The organism is Xanthobacter oligotrophicus, from assembly GCF_008364685.1.
GTDB classification, from domain to species: Bacteria; Pseudomonadota; Alphaproteobacteria; order Rhizobiales; family Xanthobacteraceae; genus Xanthobacter; species Xanthobacter oligotrophicus.
The window spans coordinates 39,732-59,956 of sequence record NZ_VTTL01000017.1 but is presented as its reverse complement, the minus strand read 5'-3'; the positions used below and the strand labels follow the sequence as shown (position 1 = coordinate 59,956).

19 protein-coding genes and 1 pseudogene are annotated in these 20,225 nt (G+C 69.2%); 8 read left to right on the top strand and 12 right to left on the bottom strand.

What is annotated here, in order from left to right; all coding sequences use genetic code 11:
* Positions 1-123 precede the first annotated feature (123 nt).
* The 7 genes and pseudogenes from FZ033_RS23025 to FZ033_RS23000 form a co-directional block, all read right to left on the bottom strand.
* A complete protein-coding gene (locus FZ033_RS23025; protein WP_149578398.1) occupies positions 124-897 on the bottom strand; it encodes an enoyl-CoA hydratase in 774 nt (257 codons plus the stop codon).
* Positions 898-978: 81 nt separating this feature from the next.
* Positions 979-2,043, bottom strand: a complete 1,065-nt coding sequence (locus tag FZ033_RS23020; RefSeq protein WP_149578397.1) for a branched-chain amino acid ABC transporter permease — start codon at positions 2,041-2,043, stop codon at positions 979-981.
* Positions 2,044-2,046: 3 nt separating this feature from the next.
* On the bottom strand, positions 2,047-2,937 hold the full coding sequence (locus tag FZ033_RS23015; RefSeq protein ID WP_149578396.1) for a branched-chain amino acid ABC transporter permease: 891 nt from the start codon (positions 2,935-2,937) through the stop codon (positions 2,047-2,049).
* Positions 2,938-2,948: 11 nt separating this feature from the next.
* A complete protein-coding gene (locus tag FZ033_RS24710; protein ID WP_232847629.1) occupies positions 2,949-3,719 on the bottom strand; it encodes an ABC transporter ATP-binding protein in 771 nt (256 codons plus the stop codon).
* 576 nt (positions 3,720-4,295) lie between these two features.
* Positions 4,296-5,195 (bottom strand): annotated as a pseudogene (locus FZ033_RS24705) (AMP-binding protein); the annotation flags it as partial.
* A 29-nt stretch (positions 5,196-5,224) separates the two neighbouring features.
* On the bottom strand, positions 5,225-6,028 hold the full coding sequence (locus FZ033_RS23005) for an ABC transporter ATP-binding protein (protein WP_149578394.1): 804 nt from the start codon (positions 6,026-6,028) through the stop codon (positions 5,225-5,227).
* Positions 6,029-6,128: 100 nt separating this feature from the next.
* Positions 6,129-7,508: an ABC transporter substrate-binding protein gene (locus tag FZ033_RS23000; protein WP_149578393.1), complete on the bottom strand. Its 1,380-nt coding sequence runs from the start codon at positions 7,506-7,508 to the stop codon at positions 6,129-6,131.
* 340 nt (positions 7,509-7,848) lie between these two features.
* Here FZ033_RS23000 and FZ033_RS22995 point away from each other — a divergent pair, with 340 nt between their 5' ends.
* The 8 genes from FZ033_RS22995 to FZ033_RS22960 all read left to right on the top strand — a co-directional run bounded on the left by FZ033_RS22995 (position 7,849) and on the right by FZ033_RS22960 (position 16,163).
* On the top strand, positions 7,849-8,922 hold the full coding sequence (locus FZ033_RS22995) for a phosphotransferase family protein (RefSeq protein WP_210247946.1): 1,074 nt from the start codon (positions 7,849-7,851) through the stop codon (positions 8,920-8,922).
* Positions 8,923-8,933: 11 nt separating this feature from the next.
* A complete protein-coding gene (locus FZ033_RS22990; protein WP_149578391.1) occupies positions 8,934-10,139 on the top strand; it encodes an acyl-CoA dehydrogenase family protein in 1,206 nt (401 codons plus the stop codon).
* Entirely contained in the window at positions 10,139-10,933 is a 795-nt protein-coding gene (locus FZ033_RS22985; protein ID WP_210247945.1) for an SDR family NAD(P)-dependent oxidoreductase, read from the top strand. The genes FZ033_RS22990 and FZ033_RS22985 overlap by 1 nt, the downstream gene beginning before the upstream one ends.
* A gap of 13 nt (positions 10,934-10,946) precedes the next feature.
* A complete protein-coding gene (locus tag FZ033_RS22980) occupies positions 10,947-12,164 on the top strand; it encodes a CaiB/BaiF CoA transferase family protein (RefSeq protein ID WP_149578390.1) in 1,218 nt (405 codons plus the stop codon).
* A gap of 29 nt (positions 12,165-12,193) precedes the next feature.
* Positions 12,194-13,855, top strand: coding sequence for an acyl-CoA synthetase (locus tag FZ033_RS22975; RefSeq protein WP_232847627.1), 1,662 nt, complete (start codon positions 12,194-12,196; stop codon positions 13,853-13,855).
* Positions 13,839-14,576 (top strand): FadR/GntR family transcriptional regulator, encoded by a 738-nt coding sequence (locus FZ033_RS22970; RefSeq protein WP_149578389.1) that lies wholly within the window; start codon positions 13,839-13,841, stop codon positions 14,574-14,576. Before FZ033_RS22975 ends, FZ033_RS22970 begins: the two co-directional genes overlap by 17 nt.
* Positions 14,573-15,292, top strand: a complete 720-nt coding sequence (locus FZ033_RS22965) for a nitroreductase (protein ID WP_149578388.1) — start codon at positions 14,573-14,575, stop codon at positions 15,290-15,292. The genes FZ033_RS22970 and FZ033_RS22965 overlap by 4 nt, the downstream gene beginning before the upstream one ends.
* A 109-nt stretch (positions 15,293-15,401) precedes the next feature.
* Positions 15,402-16,163, top strand: coding sequence for an SDR family NAD(P)-dependent oxidoreductase (locus FZ033_RS22960; RefSeq protein WP_149578387.1), 762 nt, complete (start codon positions 15,402-15,404; stop codon positions 16,161-16,163).
* Positions 16,164-16,419: 256 nt separating this feature from the next.
* On the opposite strand, the gene FZ033_RS22955 is transcribed toward FZ033_RS22960, so the two are convergent.
* From FZ033_RS22955 to FZ033_RS22935, 5 genes are read right to left on the bottom strand one after another with little or no spacing between them, the layout of a single operon-like run.
* Positions 16,420-16,698, bottom strand: coding sequence for a hypothetical protein (locus tag FZ033_RS22955; protein WP_149578386.1), 279 nt, complete (start codon positions 16,696-16,698; stop codon positions 16,420-16,422).
* 9 nt (positions 16,699-16,707) lie between these two features.
* On the bottom strand, positions 16,708-17,448 hold the full coding sequence (locus tag FZ033_RS22950; RefSeq protein ID WP_149578385.1) for a TonB family protein: 741 nt from the start codon (positions 17,446-17,448) through the stop codon (positions 16,708-16,710).
* The gene (locus tag FZ033_RS22945; protein ID WP_149578384.1) at positions 17,445-17,861 is read right to left on the bottom strand and encodes an ExbD/TolR family protein; all 417 of its coding nucleotides are present in this window, start codon (positions 17,859-17,861) and stop codon (positions 17,445-17,447) included. Before FZ033_RS22945 ends, FZ033_RS22950 begins: the two co-directional genes overlap by 4 nt.
* Positions 17,854-18,339: a TonB-system energizer ExbB gene (gene exbB, locus FZ033_RS22940; protein WP_149578383.1), complete on the bottom strand. Its 486-nt coding sequence runs from the start codon at positions 18,337-18,339 to the stop codon at positions 17,854-17,856. Before exbB ends, FZ033_RS22945 begins: the two co-directional genes overlap by 8 nt.
* Positions 18,340-18,351: 12 nt before the next feature.
* The gene (locus FZ033_RS22935) at positions 18,352-20,115 is read right to left on the bottom strand and encodes a ShlB/FhaC/HecB family hemolysin secretion/activation protein (RefSeq protein WP_149578382.1); all 1,764 of its coding nucleotides are present in this window, start codon (positions 20,113-20,115) and stop codon (positions 18,352-18,354) included.
* Positions 20,116-20,225 lie beyond the last annotated feature (110 nt).

The following is a 20,225-nucleotide window of genomic DNA, read 5'->3' as shown; positions in this document are numbered from 1 at the left end:
ACCGGGACACCCGAACTGGACATCGACCACCTGCGGACCTGGATCGCCCGCGAGGATATCGGCACCGAGGCGGTGGAGGCATGGACACATCTCTCGCGTGTAAAATCATGACCTGCGAAATGCTTATCGGCCGCGAAACTCCGGCTGTCGCTTCTCCACGAATGCCGCCATCCCCTCTTTCTGATCGAGGGTTGCGAAAAGGGCCTGGAAGGTCCGGCGCTCGAACAGGAGCCCTTCCGAGAGAGAGGTCTCGAAGGCCCGGTTGACGGCCTCCTTGATCACCATCGTGTTGATGCGGGATTTTGCCGAGATCGCTTCGGCGACGGCCTGCGCTTCGGCGAGCAGGTCCGATGCGGGCACAACACGCGAAACCAGCCCCGACCGCTCCGCCTCGGCGGCGTCCATCATCCGGCCCGTCAGGCAAAGATCCATGGCCTTGGCCTTGCCGATGGCACGCGCGAGGCGCTGTGTTCCTCCCGCGCCCGGCATGACACCGATCTTCACTTCCGGCAGGCCGAAACGCGCCGTATCCGCGGCGATGACGACATCGCACATCAGCACGACCTCGCAGCCCCCTCCCAAAGCATAGCCTGCGACCGCGGCGACGACAGGCTTGCGCATGCGTGCGATCGCATCCCAGGAGGCGAGAAAATCATCGAGAAAGGTCTCGGGATAGGTGCGCTCCGCCGCCTCCTTGATGTCCGCACCCGCAGCGAACGCGCGGTCGGACCCGGTCAGCACCACGCAGCCGATATCCGGATCAGCGCCGAACACACTGAGGGCCTTCACGATCTCCGCCACCATGGCGGCGTTGAGCGCGTTCAGGGCCTCCGGGCGGTGGAGGGTGACCCATCCCACGCGACCGCGAACCTCCGTGCGAATGAATTCGAATGTCACAGCTTCTTCCTCCCGCACAGATGAATGTTCCGGGTGCGCTCCGGACTGCCGTCGTCCGCGACTGTGGTCCCGCCCGAGGTCTCAATAGGCCAGCGGCCAGCGGCGCAGGCGCTCCTTCGCCTTCACCACGAGGCGGGCAAGGCCGCTCGGCTCGATGATCAGGAAGGACACGATGAGGGCGCCGAAGATCATCAGCTCGAGATTGGCGAGCACGTCGGGCTTCAGCGCCCCGCCGAACAGCACAGCCGCGTTGGCGATGGCCACCGGCAGCAGCACGATGAAGGCCGCCCCGAGGAAAGAGCCGAGGATGGAGCCGAGGCCGCCGATGATGACCATGAACAGGATCTGGAACGAGCGATGCAGCGAAAAGGCCTCGATCTCCACGTTGCCGAGATAGAGGAACGCCCACAGCGCGCCGGCCACCCCGCAATAGAAGCCCGAGACCGCGAACGCGGTGAGCTTGGCGCGGGCGGTGTCGACGCCGGTCAGCTCCGCCGCCGTCTCGTGGTCGCGCACCACCATCAGCGCGCGGCCGGCGGAGGAGCGGACGAGGTTCTTCGCGAGCAGTGCGAGGACCACCACCGCCACGAATGCCACGAGGTAGCGCGACGGCACCGACGAGAAGGCGAAGCCGAATAAAAAGAGCGTCGGGGTGGAAACGACGCCAGAGGGGGTGTTCAGCACCAGCCACGGAATGTGGGTGCAGATCCATTCGATGAAGAATTGCGCGGCAAGCGTCGCCACCGCCACGTAGAAGCCGCGGATGCGCAGCGACAGCAGTCCGAAGGCCAACCCCACCGCGCCCGCCACCAGTCCCGCCAGCGCGAAGGAGACCGGGAACGGCAGCATGGGCAGGCGGATGACGAGGTTCACCGCCGCATAGGCCCCCACCGCCATGAAGGCGCCGGACCCCAGCGAGAGCTGGCCGGCATAGCCGGTGAGGATGTTGAGGCCGATGGCGGCCAGCGACAGGATCAGGAACGGCAGCAGGATGGAACCGAGCCAGTAGGGCCCCGCCACCAGCGGCACGACAAGCGCGCCGACCGCGACCACGCCGATCACCACCCGGCGGTCGAGGGCCACGGGGAAGATGGCCTGCTCCTGGGCGTAGGAGGTCTTCATCTCCCCGGCGTCACGGTAGAACATGGGTCAGACCCTTGCGATGCGGGCGGCGCCGAACAGGCCGGCGGGGCGGATGAGAAGGACGGCGATGGCAAGCGCATAGGGGAACCAGTTCTCGATGCCGCCGCCCACGAACGGGCCGAGATAGATCTCGGCGAGCTTCTCCGAGACGCCGATGACGAGCCCCGCCACGATGGCGCCGGCGATGGAGTTGAAGCCGCCGAGGATCATCACCGGCAGCGCCTTGAGCGCCACCAGGGTCAGCGCGAACTGCACCCCGAGCCGGGCGCCCCACACCAGGCCGGCGACCAGTGCGATGAAGCCCGCCGCCCCCCACACCACCGCCCAGATGAAGCCGAGCGGCACGCCTGCCACCTGTGCCGCCTGGGTGTCGTCGGCCACCGCGCGCAGCGCCCGGCCCACCTTGGTGTAGGAGAAGAAGGCCGAGAGCACCGCCACCAGAACCGCAGCCATGACCGCGGCGGAGAGGTCGAACTGGGACACCAGTATCCCGGCGATCTCCACGGGCTCGTCGGAGATGCCGAGATCCAGCCCGCGCACCCGCGTGCCCCAGATGAGCTGGGCGAAGCCCTCCAGGAAGATGGACAGGCCGATGGTGGCCATGAACAGGATCATGTGATCCTGCCCGACGAGCGGGCGCAGCACCGTGCGCTCGATAGCCACTGCCAGTGCCAGCATGGCGGCAAGGGCAAGGAGGAAGGCGGCCCACATGGGCAGGCCGAATTCCAGGAAGCCCACGAAGGTCAGCGCCGCGAACAGCACCATGGCGCCCTGGGCGAAGTTGAACACGCCGGAGGCCTTGAAGATGAGCACGAAGCCCAATGCCACCAGCGTGTACATGACGCCGGAGAGCAGGCCGCCCACCACCACTTCGAGGAAGAAGGAGAAATCGCTCATGTGCTGTTCCTTCAGGCGGCCTCGCCCACGGCGGCGGAGCCGAGGTAGGCGGCGATGACCTCGCGGTCGGCACGCACCTCGGCCGGCGTGCCGTCGGCGATTTTGCGGCCGTAGTTGAGGACCACGACGCGGTCGGACAGGCCCATGACCACGCCGATGTCGTGCTCGATGATGAGGATGGTGGTGCCGAAACTCTCGTTGACCCGGCGGATGAAGCCGCACATGTCGCGCTTCTCCTCGTGGGTCATGCCGGCCATGGGCTCGTCCAGCAGCAACAGGCGGGGCTCGGTGGCGAGCGCGCGGGCGAGTTCCACGCGCTTCTGGACGCCGTAGGGCAGGCTCGCCACCGGCGCCTTGCGCAGGTGCTCCAGCTCCAGGAAGGCGAGAATGCGCTCCGCCGCCTCCCGCTCGCGTCGCTCCTCCGCGGCGGTGGAGGGCAGGCGCAGCAGCTTGCCGAGAAGCGTGCCCCTGAAACGGGCGGCGCGGCCCACCAGCACGTTGTCGATCACGTTCATGCCCTTGAACAGGGAGACGTGCTGGAAGGTGCGGCCGATGCCGGAGCGCGCGGCGAAGGCCGGGCGCATGCGGGCGCGCACCTTGCCGGCGAAGGTGATGGAGCCGGCGCGCGGGTGGTAGACGCCGTTGATGACGTTGAGCAGCGACGTCTTCCCCGCCCCGTTCGGCCCGATGATGGAGAGGATCTCTCCCTCATGGATGGCCAGGGAAACGTCGGTGAGCGCCTTCACGCCGCCGAACGCCACCGCCACATCGCTCACCGCCATGAGCACCCTTCCCTGCGCACGGGAGGCGCGCTCGGTCCGGGCGTCGTCTGCCGCAAGCGCAAGGGGGACGGGCATGGCGTGCCGCACCTCGCCGTCTAGCGTCAGCTCGTGCGCGCCGAAGCCGTCCGGCGCCAGCTCCAGCGCGACGATGGAGGCAGGCTGCCCGTGGCTCTCCGCGGCGAGGCGGGCATTCACCCGGTCCACAGCCGTGGCGGCACGAGCGCGGGCGGCGGCGCCATCCTCCGTGTCGCCGCCGGAGGGAGCAAGCGCGATGCGCACCCGCAGACCCGTGGCATCGCGGGTGACGCGGGTGCGGTCGATGCCAGGCTCGCTGCGCAGCAGGGCTTCCGCGTGCCGCAGCAGCCTCGCCGTATCCGCCGGCGTGCCGGCGCGGGAAAACGGGCTGCCGTCCTCGGCGAGGCAGAGGTCCGTGTCCAGCGGCAGGCCGAAAGCCATGAGGCGGGTGGCGGCGGCCGGCTCCAGTTCGCCGGAGGTGACGAAGGCGAGCCGGCAGGCGCTGATCCCGAGGGTGTTGCGCAGCGGCGCAGCGAAGGCGAGGCTAGCGCCGGGAGCACCTTTCTCCGTCGCACGGGCGAGCGCCCGCACCAGCGGCCCGCCGCCCGACAGGCGGCGTCCCGCATCGCGATCGATCAGCTCGAACACGCGGGCGGGCGCGGGCAGTACCGTGGGCGCCACCTCCCTGAGATCGATGGGAAAGCTCGCTGGTCCTTCCACGCAATGCACGCAGCAGCCCGACAGGAGCGGCTGCACCAGGCTGCCCGCCGCGTCCTCGATGCCGGAGGCGGGCAGGAAGGCCATGAGCCGGTCGGATGACACAAGCTCCAGCCGCGACACCGCCGCCTTGCCGGCGGCAAGGAGGCGCCGGTGGGAAAGCGCCACGGGGCGGGGCGGACCGTCCGCGCCGTCCGTGTGCAGGACGAGCGCGGTCTCGTCGCCGTCGACGGTGGCGGCGCGCCAGGCGAACCAGGAAAGGCCATCCTCGCGGGCCTCTTCCGGTGATGGCGCCAGCTCGTCGAGGCGTAGCACCGGCGCGCTGGCGCGGCTCACGGCGCGCCACGCGCGGGCGGCCTCCTCATTCTCGCACAGGACCAGGGCGGGCTCGGCCTCCGGCGCACCGAAGCGGCGCAGGAATTCCGGCCCGAGCGGCATCACGGCGGCGCCCAGGCCTTGCGCTCCGAGGGCGGCGGCATACAGCTCCGGCCGGTTCTCGCCCACGGTCACCAGCAGGCCCGCGCCGGTGAAGCCCGCGCCGTCGAGCAGGCGGGCCATGGCCCCGGTGCGGGCGAGATAATCCGCGAACGTCCATGTGCGCCAGATGCCGCCCGTCTTGTGGCGCAAGGCCGGGCGCGTCGCATAGCGGCGGGCTGCAGCAACGAGGGTACCGGGCAGCGTCTCGCCGGGGGGCGCGTCCGCCTGTCCGGTGGCGAGCGCCGTATGGTCGAGGGCATGGTTCATGGGAGGAAGGGTCCCTTCGGCCATGGAGGTCAGGAGAGCCAGCGCGTGCGCCGACGGGCGGCAAGGGTCGCGCCGCCGGCCTCGGCGGAGGCATCGAGCCCGAGATAGGAGGCGCGGATTTCCGGATCGGCGGCGAGCGCCGCAGCCGGCCCCTCGCGCACCACGCGGCCGCTTTCCACGAGATAGCCGTAGGTGGCGTAGCGCAGGGCGACGGAGGCGTTCTGCTCGGCGAGGAGGAAGGTCATGCCTTCGTCCGCGTTGAGCTGGCGCATGATGGAGAAGATCTCCTCCACCAGCAGCGGCGCGAGGCCCATGGAGGGTTCGTCGAGCAGGATCATGCGCGGGCGGGCCATGAGGGCGCGGCCGATGACGCACATCTGCTGCTCGCCGCCGGAGAGGAGGCCGGCGGCCTGGTGCCGACGGTCCTTCAGGCGGGGGAAGTAGCGGTAGACCATGTCGAGGCTGTCGCCCACGCCACGGTCGCGGCGGGAGAAGGCGCCGACCTTCAGATTGTCCTCCACCGACAGGGTGCCGAAGGCGTGCCGGCCCTCCATCACCAGCGAGAGGCCGCGCCGGGCAAGGTCGGAAGCGTCGAGCCCGTCGATGCGCGCGCCGTCATAATGGATGGCGCCACGCGTCACCTCGCCCCGCTCGGAGCGCAAGAGGTTGGCCACCGCCTTCATGGTGGTGGTCTTGCCCGCCCCGTTGGCGCCCAGCAGGGCGACGATGCCGCCCCTCGGCACGCTGAGCGACAGGCCCCGCAGGACGAGCGCCAGACGGGAATACATCACCTCGATGCCGGCGATGGACAGCAAGGGGCCTTGCTCGCTCATGGCGTGCCTCTCCCTGGGATGGTTCCGGCACCGGGGCGGGCAAAGCCCGCGCTCCGGCGCGTCGGTTCGTGTGGCGGGGTGGTGGGTGGAGCAGACGGGCTCAGTTCGTCTCCCCGGCGCAGTCGCGCGCCGTGATGCCCTTTTCCTTGGCGAACTGGGCCGCCGAGGCCTCGATCAGCGGACGGACCATGGACTGGTCCGACTTGATCCAGTCGGAGATCATCGTCCATTTGGCGCCGTCCCACTGCTGGAAGCGGATGGCGCCGTCGCCCTCGTGGTCGGCACAGGTGACCTTGATCTCCGGCATCAGGCCTTCAAGGCCCAGTTCCTTGATGCGCTCGCTGGTCATCACCAGATGCTCGAGGCCCCAGCGCACCTCGTCGCCGGTGAGCGGGCGGTTGCCGAACTTCGCCATGGCGGTGCGCATGGCCTCGGTCACGGCGACGCCGTGGAGCACACCGCGCACGTAGTAGACGGAGCCGATGCGGTTCTCCTCCACGTTGCCGGCGCCCTTGGCGTAGACGTACTTCTTGATGTCCTCGAACACCGGATAGTTCGGCCCGGTGGCGTGGAACTGGGCGGTGATGAAGCCCTTGGCCGCGTCGCCCGCGGGCGTCACGTCCTCCTCCGATCCGGACCACCACCAGCCGATGATGCGATCGCGGGCGATGCCGGCGCGGGCGACCTCCTTGATGCCCGTGGGGGTGGCCGCACCCCAGCCGCGGAACAGCACCCAGTCGGGGCGATACTGGCGCACCTGTAGCCACACGGCGCGCTGGTCCAGCCCCGGTGGGGTGATGGGGAAGGTGGTCACCTCGAAGCCGTAGCGCTTGGCCTGGGCGTCAAGGATGGCCTGGGTCTCGCGGCCGGCGGCAAAATCCATCACCACGTTGGCGATGCGTTTGCCCTTCAGCTTTTCAAGCCCGCCCTCGCGCTCGGCGATGTAGCGGATGGTGGCGGTGTTCTCGCTCCAGTAATTGGAGATGAGCGGGAAGAAATAGGGGAACACCCGCCCGTCGGAGGAATCCGTGCGCCCGTAGCCGATGGTGACGGAGGGGATCTTGTCCGCCGTCATGCGGTCGATGAGAGCGTAGACGCCGCCCGTGCCGGATGGCGTGAAGGCCGCGGCCCCAGTGGGCCCCTTCCCCTTCTGGCGCTCGTAGCACTCGATCATGCGGTCGGGCTGGTAGCCGGTCTCGCACTCCTCATAGACGAGCTTCACGCCGTTCACCCCGCCGTCGCGGGCGTTCACCAGCGCCAGATAGTCCGCATAGGCACCATAGATGCCCGAGCCGCCCGGCGCGTAGGGGCCGGTGCGGTAGATGGCGATGGGCACGAACTGCTCCATCGCCTTGCCTGCGCCGGGGGTCGGCGACTGGGCCACGGCGGGCAGGGATGCTGCCGCGGTGAAGGCTGCGACGCCGAGGGCACAGGCGAACGCAAGGGTCGGCACGCGACGCGTGCCAGGGCTTCGAGACATTGGCGCTTCCTCCCGAGGCCGGTATTTGGTCCGGCATTTTTGATATGATGATCGGACCATAAATCGAAGGATGCGGAATCGTCAATAGACCGTGGCCGACCACTAAATCTCGAATTAAATAGTTATATTTTTTATATTTTATCGAAATATGACGTCATCCGCGCTGCGTTGCGGCGACGAATTTTCACTTGACCAACTAATTTCAGTCGGACAATTTTAGCCCGACAAAACGTCCGAACCCCGGTGTCTCATGGTCGAAGCCGAACGCATGCCTCAAGGTCTCCCCTCGCCGTCTCCGGAAGATGGCGACGCGTCGGCCGTGGCCCTTGGGCGGCAGGCCTTGTCGCCACCTCCGGGCGTTGCCCTGCGCAGCCGTGCGGAGAGCCGGGTGCTGGACTGGGATGCGGTTGCAATCCACCTCGCGGACCACGGCATCACGCTGGATCGCGCCTTCGCGCCGCGCCAGTTCGCGGGCGGGCTGGCCAACCTCAACTTCCTTGTCCGAGTGGACGGGGGCTGGGCGGTGCTTCGGCGCCCTCCAGACGGCCCCCTCCCCCCCGGCGCCCACGACATGGCGCGCGAGCACCGCATCCTCTCCAACCTCTGGCGGCAGCTGCCGCTGGCGCCGCGCAGCCTGCATCTGTGCGCCGATGCCGGGGTCGCCGGCGCGCCGTTCCAGCTCCTCGAATTCCGCAATGGCATTGCCTTGCGTGGCGACAGCCTTGCCCCCTTCCCCGCCACGACGGAGACGGGCGCCGACGTCTCGCGCCTGCTGGTGGAGACGCTTGCGGCCATCCATGCGGTGGACCCCAAACGAGTGAGCCTCGACACGCTCGGTCGGCCCGCCGGCTTCTTTGCCCGGACCGCCGCGGGCTGGATCGGCCGCGCCGAGCGGGTGGCGAAGGGGGCGCTCTCACCTGCCGCCCGCACCGTGGCCGCATGGCTCGCCGCCGCCGAGGTGGCGGATGCAGCCGCGCCGACATTGCTGCACAACGACTTCAAGCTGGACAATGTTCTGCTCGATCCCGCGACCCGCGCGCCCGTCGCCGTGGTGGACTGGGACATGGGCACGCGCGGCGACCCGCTGTTCGACCTCGCGACCCTGCTCAGCTACTGGACCGAGCCGGACGATCCGCCGTGCATGCACCAGCTGGCGCAGATGCCCACGGCCCATCCCGGCTTCCTGACCCGCGCGGAGGCGGCACAGGCCTACGCCCGCGCCACGGGGCGGGACCTCAGGCAGCTCAAGCCCTACCGGGTGCTCACCATGCTGAAGCTCGGCGTGGTGTTCCACCAGCTCCACGCCCGGCACCTCGCCGGCGAGACGGCGGACACGCGCTATGCCGGCTTCGGCCGGCTCGCCGAAGCGCTGTTCGATTTCACCCTCGACATCGTCAACGACAAGACATTCTGAGGCGACGCCCCATGGATTTTGCGCTTCCCCAAGAACTCGCGGCGCTGGAGGCCCGCACAGTGGCCTTCGTGCGGGACGAGGTCCTGCCCTTCGAGGCCGACCCCCGCCGCACCGCCCACGGCCCCACCGAAGACCTGCGCCGCGAGTTGGTGGAGAAGGCGCGCGCCGCCGGCCTGCTGAGCCCCCACGTGACGCGGGAATGGGGCGGGCTCGGCCTCTCCCACCTCGGCAAAGCGGTGGTGTTCGAGGCGGCGGGCTATTCCATGCTCGGCCCGGTGGCGCTGAACATCGCCGCGCCGGACGAGGGCAACATGCACCTCCTCGCCGAGGTGGCGAGCCCGGCGCAGAACGCGCGTTTCCTCGCGCCCATGGCGGCGGGCGAAACCCGCTCCTGCTTCCTGATGACCGAGCCCCATCCGGGCGCCGGCGCCGACCCCTCCCTCATGAAGACCACCGCGGTGAAGGAGGGCGACCACTTCATCGTCAACGGCGTGAAGTGGCTCATCACCGGTGCCGAGGGCGCCGCCTTCGCCATCGTCATGGCGCGCACCTTCGTGGACGGGCGGGACGTGGGTACCACCATGTTCCTCACCGATCTGCCGGCGGCGGGCTTCCGCATCACCCGCGCCCTCGACACCCTCGACAGCTCCTTCACCGGCGGCCATGCGGAGGTGGCGCTGGAGAATTTGCGCATTCCCGCCACGGACGTGCTGGGCGCGGCGGGCGAGGGCTTCCGTTATGCCCAGGCGCGCCTCGTGCCGGCGCGGCTCACCCACTGCATGCGCTGGCTCGGCGCGGCGCGGCGCGCCCACGACATCGCCACCGACTATGCATCGCGGCGCGAGGCGTTCGGCGGCACGCTGCTCTCCCACGAGGGCGTGGGCTTCATGCTCGCCGACAACGAGATCGACCTCCACACCACCCGCCTCGCCATCCGCCACGCTGCATGGCTGCTGGACCAGGGCCAGAAGGCGAACGTGGAAAGCTCCATGGTGAAGGTCTTCGCCTCCGAAGCCATCTTCCGCGTGGTGGACCGTTCGCTGCAGGTGCTCGGCGGATTGGGCATGACGCGGGACACGGAGGTGGAGCGCATCTTCCGCGACGTGCGCGGCTTCCGCATCTATGACGGCCCGTCCGAAGTGCATCGCTGGAACATCGCCCGGCGCCTCGCGCGAACCGCGACCGCAGCCGCCGTGCCGGCCGGAAGGGCGGCGTGATGAGCATCGCTATCGCCATGCCCGGCGCCGCGCCGCCCGTCGCCGGCCTTCAGGGCAAGATCGTCATCGTCACCGGCGGAGGGCGGGGCCTCGGCCGCGCCATCTCGGAGGGCTTCGCCGCCGCCGGCGCCCATGTGGTGCTCACCGGCCGTACCGCCGCAACCGTCGAGGAGGCCGCCGCCGCCATCGCCGCGCAGGGCGGCACGGCGGAAGGCTTCGCCGCCGATGTGTCCCGCGAGGAGGACGTGGACGCCCTGTGCCGCGCGGTGGTGGAGCGCCATGGCCGCATCGACGCCCTGGTCAACAATGCCGGCATCAATCCCTGGTACAAGGCCGCCGAGGACACCAGCCTCGACGAATGGCGGGCGGTCGTGGACACCAACCTCACCGGTGTCTTCCTCGCCGCCCGCGCCGCCGGCCGGGTGATGCTGGCGCAGGGCGAAGGCGCCATCGTCAACGTCACCTCCGTGGCGGGGCGGGTGGGCCTTGCCAGGACCACCGCCTATTGCGCCGCCAAGGGCGGAGTGGAGCTGATGACCCGCCAGCTCGCCCTTGAATGGGCGAAGAAGGGCGTGCGGGTGAATGCCGTCGGCCCCGGCTATTTCGAGACCGACCTCACCGAAGGCCTGCGCCACAACCCCAAGCTCGCCGAGCGCGTCACCGCCCGCACCCCCATGGGCCGCTTCGGCCACCCGCAGGAGCTGGTCGGCGCCTGCCTGTTCCTCACCTCGCCCGCGGCCTCCTACATCACCGGCGCCTCGCTGGCGGTGGACGGCGGCTGGACCGCCGCCTGATCCCGGATATCCCATGAACGCGCTCACACCCACTGCCACCCCTCCCACCGCCGCCCCCCTGGCCCTCGCCGGCCTGAAGGTGCTGGACCTCACCCGCCTCCTGCCCGGCGCCTTCTGCTCGCTGATGCTTGCGGACCTCGGCGCCGACGTGCTCAAGATCGAGCAGCCCGAGGGCGGCGACTACAACCGCACCTTCCCGCCGCTGAACCGGGCGGAATCCGGCTCCTTCCTGCTGCTCAACCGCAACAAGCGGAGCCTGACGCTCAATCTGAAGGCCGAGGAAGGCCGCGCCATCCTCCTCAAGCTGGTGGAGGAGGCCGACGTTCTGCTGGAGGGCTTCCGGCCGGGCGTCATGGACCGCCTCGGCCTCGGCTATGAGACCCTGTCCGCCCTCAACCCGCGGCTCGTCTATTGCGCCATCTCCGGCTACGGGCAGGATGGGCCGAGCCGGCTGAAGCCGGGCCACGATCTCAACTACCTCGCCGAGGCCGGCGCGCTGCAATTGTTCGGCAAGGCGGGGGAAGGCCCCATCGTACCGGGCCTGTCCATTGCCGATGTGGGCGGCGGCTCGCTCATGGCCTCCACGGGCATCCTCGCCGCGCTGCTGTCGCGGGCGACCACGGGCCGGGGCCAGTTTGTGGACGTGTCCATGCACGATGGTGCCATCTCCTGGCTGGCGCTCCACGGCGCGGACCACCTGTTCGCCGGCATCGAGCCGAAGGGTGGCGAGCGTCCCTTCATCGGCCAGGCGCCCTGCTACAACGTCTATGCGTGCGCCGACGGGAAATACGTGGCGCTGGGCCTCATCGAGCCGCATTTCTGGCACCGCTTCTGCGATGCCGTGGACCTCGGCGAGCTGAAGGGCGAGCAATGGCCGCAGGGCGAGCGGGAGGTTGCGCAGAAGCAGATCCTCGCCGACCTCTTCGCGCAGAAGCCGCGCGATGCATGGGTGGCGGAGCTGGAAGCCTCCGATATCCCCTTCGGCCCGGTCTTCTCCATGGAAGAGGCGTTCGCCGATCCCCATGCGCAGCACCGGCAGATGCTGCTCTCCATGGAGCACGCGGTGGAGGGCACCATTCCCCAGCTCGGCTTTCCGGTAAAATATTCCGGCACGCCTTGCACCCTGCGTTCGCCGCCACCGCTGCTCGGCGAGCACACGGGCGCGGTTCTCGCGGGCCTCGGCTACGGCGAAGACGACATCGCCGCGCTGAAGGCCGGCAAGGTAATCTGAGCCAAATGATCTGAAAGCAAGAGAGCGCAATGCTCCGGGAGGAAACCATGGCCCCCAACATGACCGACTATGCCGCGACGGCCCGCACCTTCCGCTGGCAGGTGCCGGAGACCTTCAATTTCGCCGCCGACGTGGTGGACCATCTCGCGTGCACGGCGGACGGCCCCGCCCTCATCTGGGCCAATGCGGCGGGGGAAGAGCGGCGCTTCTCCTTCTCCGACATGGCGCGCCTCACCGCCCGCTTCGCCTCGGCGTTGGCGGCGCGGGGGGTGAGGAAGGGCGACCGGGTGCTGGTGATGCTGCCGCGCATCCCCGAATGGCAGGTGGCCATGGTCGGCTGCCTGAAGCTCGGGGCGGTACCCATTCCCTGCATCGAGATGCTCACCGCCAAGGACATCGCCTATCGCGTGCGCCATGCGGGAGTGCGCGCCGTCGCCGCCCGCGCGGAGCATGCGGAGAAGTTCGCGGACGTGATGGGCGAGGTGCCGGTGCGGCTCGCGCTCGGCGACGCGCCGGGCTTCGAGCCGCTGGCGGAGGCGCTGGCGGCGGGAGACGAGGCCTTCGCGCCGGTGGAGGTGGCGGCGGACGATCCGGCCGTCCTCTATTACACCTCCGGCTCCACCGGTCAGCCGAAGGGCGTGCTCCATGCCGCCAGAGGCCTCTATGCGTGGCGCGGCTCGGCCATCCATTGGCTGGACCTCCGGCGAGGGGACACCATCTGGTGCACCGCCGACACCGGCTGGAGCAAGGCCGGCACCTCCATCCTGTTCGGGCCATGGAGCTGTGGCGCCGCGAGCTTCTTTTATGACGGGCCGTTCGACCCGAAGCAGCGCCTGCGCCTGCTCGAAAAATACGGTGTCACAGTCTATTGCGCACCCGGAACGGAGCTGTTCCGCGTGGTGGATGCTGGTGTCGCCGAGCACGACCTCTCGCGCCTGCGCCACACTGTCTCCTCCGGCGAGACGCTGAACCCGGCGGTGGCGGCGCGCTGGCAGAAGGCTACCGGCATCCCCATCCTCGAAGCCTACGGCCAGACCGAGACGCTGATGACGCTGCTCAACTATCCCTGCGTACCGACGCGGGAGGGCTCCATGGGCAAGCCGCTGCCGGGGCTCGACCTCGCCATCATCGACGACACGGGCCGCCGCCTGCCCCCGGGGGCGGAGGGGGACATCGCCCTTCTCGCCCCGAACCCGCAGATGATGCTGGGCTATCTCGACGACCCCGAGCGCACCGCGAGCGCCTATGTGGAGGGGCCGGAGGGCCGCTGGTTCGTCACCGGCGACCTCGGCATGGTGGATGCGGACGGCTATTTCTACCATCGCGGCCGCAACGACGACGTGATCAACTCGGCCGGCTACCGCATCGGCCCCTCGGAGGTGGAGAATGCTTTGCTCGACCATCCGGCGGTGCAGGAATGCGCTGCGGTCGCCGCCCCCCACGACGAGCGGGGCGAGATCGTGAAGGCCTTCGTGGTGCTGCGCGCCGGCTTCGTCGGGGATGCCGCTTTGGTGGCCGCCTTGCAGGATCACGTGAAGCGTGTCACCGCTCCCTACAAATATCCCCGCGCCATCGCCTTCATCGACGAGTTGCCGAAGACCATGACCGGGAAGGTGCAACGCAAGGTGCTGCGCGATTTGGAGAAGGCCCGCGCGGCCGAGAGGACGGTCCCAGATGTCGCTCGCGCTTGACCCGGTGCTGGTGGAGCCCGCCTTCCGCCTCGTGGCCCGCACCATCGAGGACAAGATCCTTTCGGGCGAGATCGCGCCGGGGGATTTGCTGCCCTCCGAGGCCGGGCTCGCGGAGAAGCTGGGCGTCAACCGCTCCACCATCCGCGAGGCCATTCGCGTGCTGGAGCAGAACGGCTTCGTCAAGCGCGAGGCGGGGCGCAAGAAACTCTACGCCTCCATCCCCCATTCCGGCGACATCTCCAAGCGCCTCACCGCCGCCATGGTGCTGCACCAGGTGACGTTCGAGGAATTGTGGGAGGCCATGTACGCCCTCGAGCCGGCGGCAGCCGCCTCCGCCGCCCACCGCAGCGATGCCGAGGATGTGCAGGATCTGGAGCGGAACCTGGAAGCCACGCGCAAGGCGCTGAAAGATTCCACCAGCCTCACCGAACTGGACATCGAGTTCCACGATCTGGTCGCCCGCGCCACCCGCAACCGCGCCATCCAGATGGCGCGCATGCCAATCTCCGAGCTGTTCTACCCACCCTTCCTGAAGGTGATGTCGCGCCTCAATGCCGGCGAGCGACTGCTGGTGGCCCACGAGGCCATCTACGCCGCCATCCGCGACCATGACGAGAAGCGCGCCCGGGAGTGGATGGAGAAGCACATCCTCGATTTCAAACGCGGCTACGAGCTTGCAAATCTCGACATGGCAACCCCCGTGGACATGCCCGGAAAATGAACGCGCCCCTTTCCCCTCCCGCTGCTTCTGAAGCCCCCGCGCGCACCGCCGAGGAGGCCATCCGCTCGCGCCGCTCGGTGCGCGCCTTCCTGCCGACGCCGGTGCCCGACGAAACCCTGGCCCGCATCCTGGAACTCGGCGCCCGCGCGCCGTCGGGCTCGAACATCCAACCGTGGCAGGTGATGGTGCTGCGGGGCGAGCCCCTCGCCGCCCTCACGCGGGAGCTTCACGCCCTGTCGCTGGCCGGGGATCCGGGCCGGGAGGAATATGCCTACTATCCCCGCCAATGGCGCGAGCCCTATCTTGGCCGCCGCCGCAAGGTGGGCTGGGACCTCTACGGCACGCTGGGCATCGCCAAGGGCGACAGCGAGCGCATGCGCCGCCAGCACGCCCGCAACTTCCTGTTCTTCGATGCGCCGGTTGGGCTGGTCTTCACCATCGACCGGGACATGGAGCGCGGCTCCTGGCTCGACTACGGCATGTTCCTTCAGAACATCATGATCGCCGCCCGCGGCTTCGGCCTGGACACCTGCCCGCAGGCCGCCTTCAACGCCTATGGGGCGGTCATCGCCCGGCGCCTCGCCATTCCGGACACGCAGATGGTGGTGTGTGGCATGGCGCTGGGATACGCGGACGCCGCCGCCCCGGAGAACCGCTTCGACACCGAGCGCGAGCCGCTGGACGGTTTCGTGCGCTTCGTCGACACGCTCGCCTGACCGACGGGCCGGCGACCCGGCCTCCCGCACTTTGAACCCTGACGCGCCCGCCCCCGCCGGCGCGAATGATGTCGTGCGGCCCCACGCACGAACAGACCGGAGCAGACCCATGGATGTGACCGACGCGCTCGCCATTGTCACCGGCGCCGCCTCCGGGCTCGGCAACGCCACCGCCCGCTTGCTCGCCGAGGCCGGCGCCCGCCTCGCCCTGGTCGACCTGAAGGCCGAAAGCATGGCCGATCTTGCGCGGGAAACCGGCGCGCTCACCCTCGCCTGCGATGTGGCGGACGGGCCCGCCTCCGAAGCCGCCTTCGCCCGCATTCTCGCCGAGCGCGGCCGGCCGCGCCTGCTGGTGAACTGCGCCGGCATCGCCCCCGGCGCGCGCATCGTGGAGAAGGACGGGCCGGGCTCGCTCGCCGAATTCGAGCGCATCGTGCGCGTCAACCTTGTCGGCACCTACAATTGGCTGCGCCTCGCCGCCGCGGCGATGGTGGAGAATGCGCCGAACGCGGAAGGCGAGCGCGGCGTCATCGTCAACACGGCGTCTGTCGCCGCCTACGAAGGCCAGATCGGTCAGGCCGCCTATGCCGCATCGAAGGGCGGGGTCGCTTCCCTCACCTTGCCGGCGGCGCGGGAATTGGCGCGCCATGGCATCCGCGTCGCAGCCATCGCTCCGGGCCTGTTCGGCACGCCCATGGTGGAAGCCATGACGCAGGACGTGCAGGACCGCGTGTTCGACATCATCCCCTTCCCCAAGCGGGCCGGCCGACCCCATGAATTTGCCCAGATGGTCGCCAGCATCGCCGCCAACCCGATGGTGAACGGCGCGGTGTTCCGGCTGGATGCCGGACTGAGGATGCAGGCGCGGTGAGGAACGCGGCTTCGGGGCTCCATCCCCTGCCGCCGCGGCCTGTCATGGCGTCCGGTTGAACGTTATGACGGCGTCAGCGGCCTGCGCCGGGCATGCGGCCGTCTGCCGGCCACCCGGCGCCTCTTTCTGAGCCGACACCAGACGCCCCCAGGCGGTGCGCCCCGCCGTCCGACCGAAAGGCGGCGGACCCCCGAGGCCGCGGCGGGCGTGGCAGAGGCGGGCGTGGCCGAGGCGAGATCGAAGGGTGCGCGCCGCGTCACACGCCGGCTTGCCCGGCGTCGCCTCCGTCCCGCGCGCCGTCCAGGCGCCGGGTCCAGTAGTTGCAGGCGCTGACGAAGTTGGCGATCTGCCGACGGACCGTGCCGTAGCCGACGCCGAGCCAGGCCTTCACCTCATCGGCCGGGACCGCTACGCCGCCCGCCCGACCGGCGACGTCCTGCGCCAGCGCCGGACCGGCGGCGAGGGTGGAAAGACCCAGAAAGAGAACCAGGAGCAGGCTGGCGCAGCGCGCGGGGCGCGCGACAAGGATCGGCATGGCTGGCGCTCAGTTCGGGAAGTAGTCGACAGGCACGCCCACGGCCATGGGGCGCGGGGGCAGGTCGAAGGGGGCGTTCTTCTCCACCGTGCGGAGGGCGGCGGCGTCATAGGCCGGCGTCCCGCTGGAGCGCGTGACCTTCAGCGAGCCGGGGTGCACCGAGCCGTCTGCCTCCACGGTGAAGGAGACGTAGGTCGTGCCCTTCCTGCGGATGCTGCGCTGGGCATCGGGCGGATAGATGAGGTTGTCCTTCAGTTTCTTCGTCAGGTCTCGCACATAGGCCTTGAGGATCTGCGCCTCGTCCACGGGCGCCACCGTCCGCGCCAGTTTCTGCTCCTGCGTGCCCTGGACGTCGGCAAGGCCGGGATTGCCCGACTGCGCCTCGGCGGGCTTGGCGCTCTCCTGCGGCGGAGCGTCCTGCGCCTGCTGCTCGGGCGACGGCGGGGGAGCCGGCGCGAAGGTGCCGGCGGCGGCCTGATCCTCCTGCGGCCGTTCGGGAGACGCCGCCTGGGTGGTTTGTGTCTTCTGTTCCTCCTGCGCTTCCTCCTGCGGCTTCTGCTCCGGCGCGCCCTTGGTCTGCTGCAGCACCTGCTGGTCGGACTGGGTGTCGGAGACGAGGCCCTGAAGCTCCACCACCAGCAACTGGTTATCCTGCGGCGGCGGCGCATCCAGCACCATGACGAAGGGCAGGATGAGCGCCCCGTGCAAGGCGAGCGAGGCGGCGAGGCCGTGGCCCAGGGTGAAGCTCATGGCCGGACCGCCGTCGCCGCGGCTCCCGCTCCAGCGGCGAGGCCCTTGGTCTGTACTCCGACCTTGGTGAAGGCGAGGGTCTTCAGCACGTCGGCCACGTCCACGAAGCTCTGGAAGACGACGGCCTTGTCGGCCCGGATCAGGATGGAGGTGTCCTTCGGCATCGCGCCGAGCCGGCCCTTCAGCTCCTCCACCGAGAGCGCGACGCCATCCAGGTGCAGGGTGCCGTCCGCCGTGATCTCGATCATGGCGTCCTTCTGCTGCTCCACCTTCATGGGCGCGGCCTGCGGCAGGCTCACCGGGATGCGGCCCACCGCGATGAAGCTCGCCGTGGTGAGCACCATGGTCAACAGCACCAGCATGATGTCCACGAACGGGATGACGTTCATGGTCTCGAACGGCTTCTCATCCATGGGACGCCCCCGCCGGGACCGGGCCTGACGCGGCCGCCGCTTTCGCGCCTTCCCGGGCGATCTCCCACCTGAGCATCAGCACCTTGGCCCGGCGCAAGAGCGCGTTGTAGGCCACCACCGCCACCAGCGCGACCACCAGCCCCGCCGCCGTGGCCTTCAGCGCCAAAGCCAAGCCCACCATGATCTTGCCCGGGTCGGCCCCGGCGGACAGGTCCATGCTGGAGAAGGTGAGCATGATGCCCAGCACCGTCCCCAGCAGCCCGATATAGGGCGCGTTGGAGGCCACCGAGGCCACCACCACCAGCCGTTTCGACAGGTCCAGCTCCAGCACCTTGGACGAGGCGTAGGCCTCAGGCCTCACCCGCGCGAAGAAGACGATGCGCTCCAGCACCACCGCCACCACCAGGATGCTCAGCACCAGCAGCAGCCCGATGACGCCGTAATCGATGGCTTCGTTCAGCCAGCTCATGCTTGCCATGGATCCCGCCCGTCAGAAGGTGAAGCCGGCCTGGATCAGGCCCACGGTGCCGCCGCGGCTGTAGCCGGCCTCGGCCTCGTTGCCGCCCACGCTCCAGGCCAGATACGCCTTCAGCAGCAGGTTGCGGCCGGGGCTGTATTCGTAGTTGCCGTAATAGCCGAGGCCGATGTCGGCGAGCTGCACATAGTCCGGCTGGGTGATGGTGTAGGCGCCGTTTTCCAGCGCCACGCCGCCCACGTCGGCAAACGCGCTCACCGCGTGATGCCAGCCATAAATGTCCGGCAGGGCGTATTTCAGTTCCGGCGTCACCAGCCAGCCGCTGTCCCCGGAAAGCCCTTCGTAATAGCTCCTCACCCCGAAGATGCCGGTGAGGGAGAATTGCTCGGAAGAATCAAGGTTGCCCGAGAACGACTTCTGCCCGCGCACGTTCACCGACAGGGACAGCTTCTCCAGCAGCGCCACCGTCATCACGAAGGATAAGGTGAGCTTGGAGAAGTCGCCCTGGGTGTCGGCGCCCAGCAGGTTGGCCAGCGCCTGGTCGGCCTCGGGGAAGTCCACGTTGCCGAAGGTGAAGGCCACCGCCGCGGAGGTCACCACCGGCAGGCCGAAGAGGACGCCCGAGGTGTCGCGGTTGAGGCCCACCGTGCCCTCGTTGATGGTGCGGTGGGCGTAGGAGACGCCCATGGTCTCGTCATTGAGGTTCTTGTAGGTGTAGACCGCGCTACCCCAGATGGAATCCGCCCGCGAGCGCTTGAAGGGGTAAAGCAGGGTCGCCGAGACGCCGTCGGCGACACCGGTGGCGTCGAGGTCGGCATAGGTGTCGCCCAGCGCATAGGTGGTGCGGAAGGCCGCCACCTCCGCCCTCAGGCCGTCGTACCCGAGCGGCAGGGAATAGGCCACGCGCCCGTTGAGCATGTCGGTGGAGTTGGAGACGAGGCCGAAGACGGAGAGCCGGTCGCCGATGCCGAGCGGGGAATTGATGTTGAAGCCGCCCGAGGCGCGCCAGATGCCGGTGTAGGGCGTGCCGAAATTGTCGCCCATGAGGAAGCCGTCGATGAGGCGCTGCTCGGGCACGTCGAACAGGACGTCGGAGGCGCCCTGGGTCGCGCCCGCCCCGATCACCGCCCGCGGCATGCCGGCGCCGGCAAGGTCGGAGATCAGCAGCATGGCCCGTTCCAGCCGCGCCTGCTCGATCAGTTCGCCCGGCAGCACCTTCTGGGTGTCGAGGGTGCCCCGCACCATGAAGTCCCTGACCCGGCTGTCGTTCTTGACCGTCACCTGGCCGTAGCGGCCGGGCACCAGCTTGAATGTAAGGGTGCCTTTTCGTGCGTCCTGCTGGGGCACATAGACCTTGGCCACCAGGTATCCGGTGTCACGATAGAGGGCGGTCACCTTATCGGCGGCCTCGTAGATCTCGGCGAGGGTGAGCTTCCTGCCCTCATAGGGCGCAAGCACCGCGCGCAGCTTCTCCTCGCTGACCGCCAGCCCATCCGTACCAGTGACGGCGATGTGGCGCACGTGGAGGGTGGACGTGTCCGGCAGCACCAGCTGCGGCTCGGCGAGCCTGGGCAGGACCAGCGGCGCGACCTGCTGCGGCTGCGGCGCCGCCTGCTGGGACTGCTGGGCATCGCGCACCGCATCGCCGATGTTGAAGGGCAGGCCCTGGGCGAGGGCCGACGCCGGGGCGAGCAGCCCGACCGCAGCCGCGAGGGCGAGGCCTGAAACACGCATGGCGCCTGGCCGGGATGATCCGGCGGAAATCCTGGAACGGGTCATGGCAAGGCTCTCGGAAGGCAAGGTGCGGATGAACGAACGAGACCAAAGGGGCAGATGAAACGCGCGGCCCAAAAGCCGGGCGCTGACGCGACAAGATCCCCGCCGCCGAA

What these genes read in the sequence shown, in the direction of transcription:
- FZ033_RS22960 (WP_149578387.1), top strand. Translation starts at nt 15,402, where the DNA reads ATGGATGTGACCGACGCGCTCGCCATTGTCACCGGCGCCGCCTCCGGG.
- FZ033_RS23005 (WP_149578394.1), bottom strand. Translation starts at nt 6,028, where the DNA reads ATGAGCGAGCAAGGCCCCTTGCTGTCCATCGCCGGCATCGAGGTGATG.
- FZ033_RS22965 (WP_149578388.1), top strand. Translation starts at nt 14,573, where the DNA reads ATGAACGCGCCCCTTTCCCCTCCCGCTGCTTCTGAAGCCCCCGCGCGC.
- FZ033_RS22990 (WP_149578391.1), top strand. Translation starts at nt 8,934, where the DNA reads ATGGATTTTGCGCTTCCCCAAGAACTCGCGGCGCTGGAGGCCCGCACA.
- FZ033_RS22975 (WP_232847627.1), top strand. Translation starts at nt 12,194, where the DNA reads ATGCTCCGGGAGGAAACCATGGCCCCCAACATGACCGACTATGCCGCG.
- FZ033_RS22970 (WP_149578389.1), top strand. Translation starts at nt 13,839, where the DNA reads ATGTCGCTCGCGCTTGACCCGGTGCTGGTGGAGCCCGCCTTCCGCCTC.
- exbB (WP_149578383.1), bottom strand. Translation starts at nt 18,339, where the DNA reads ATGGCAAGCATGAGCTGGCTGAACGAAGCCATCGATTACGGCGTCATC.
- FZ033_RS22935 (WP_149578382.1), bottom strand. Translation starts at nt 20,115, where the DNA reads ATGACCCGTTCCAGGATTTCCGCCGGATCATCCCGGCCAGGCGCCATG.
- FZ033_RS22950 (WP_149578385.1), bottom strand. Translation starts at nt 17,448, where the DNA reads ATGAGCTTCACCCTGGGCCACGGCCTCGCCGCCTCGCTCGCCTTGCAC.
- FZ033_RS23015 (WP_149578396.1), bottom strand. Translation starts at nt 2,937, where the DNA reads ATGAGCGATTTCTCCTTCTTCCTCGAAGTGGTGGTGGGCGGCCTGCTC.
- FZ033_RS22955 (WP_149578386.1), bottom strand. Translation starts at nt 16,698, where the DNA reads ATGCCGATCCTTGTCGCGCGCCCCGCGCGCTGCGCCAGCCTGCTCCTG.
- FZ033_RS22945 (WP_149578384.1), bottom strand. Translation starts at nt 17,861, where the DNA reads ATGGATGAGAAGCCGTTCGAGACCATGAACGTCATCCCGTTCGTGGAC.
- FZ033_RS24710 (WP_232847629.1), bottom strand. Translation starts at nt 3,719, where the DNA reads ATGGCGGTGAGCGATGTGGCGGTGGCGTTCGGCGGCGTGAAGGCGCTC.
- FZ033_RS23020 (WP_149578397.1), bottom strand. Translation starts at nt 2,043, where the DNA reads ATGTTCTACCGTGACGCCGGGGAGATGAAGACCTCCTACGCCCAGGAG.
- FZ033_RS22980 (WP_149578390.1), top strand. Translation starts at nt 10,947, where the DNA reads ATGAACGCGCTCACACCCACTGCCACCCCTCCCACCGCCGCCCCCCTG.
- FZ033_RS22985 (WP_210247945.1), top strand. Translation starts at nt 10,139, where the DNA reads ATGAGCATCGCTATCGCCATGCCCGGCGCCGCGCCGCCCGTCGCCGGC.
- FZ033_RS23000 (WP_149578393.1), bottom strand. Translation starts at nt 7,508, where the DNA reads ATGTCTCGAAGCCCTGGCACGCGTCGCGTGCCGACCCTTGCGTTCGCC.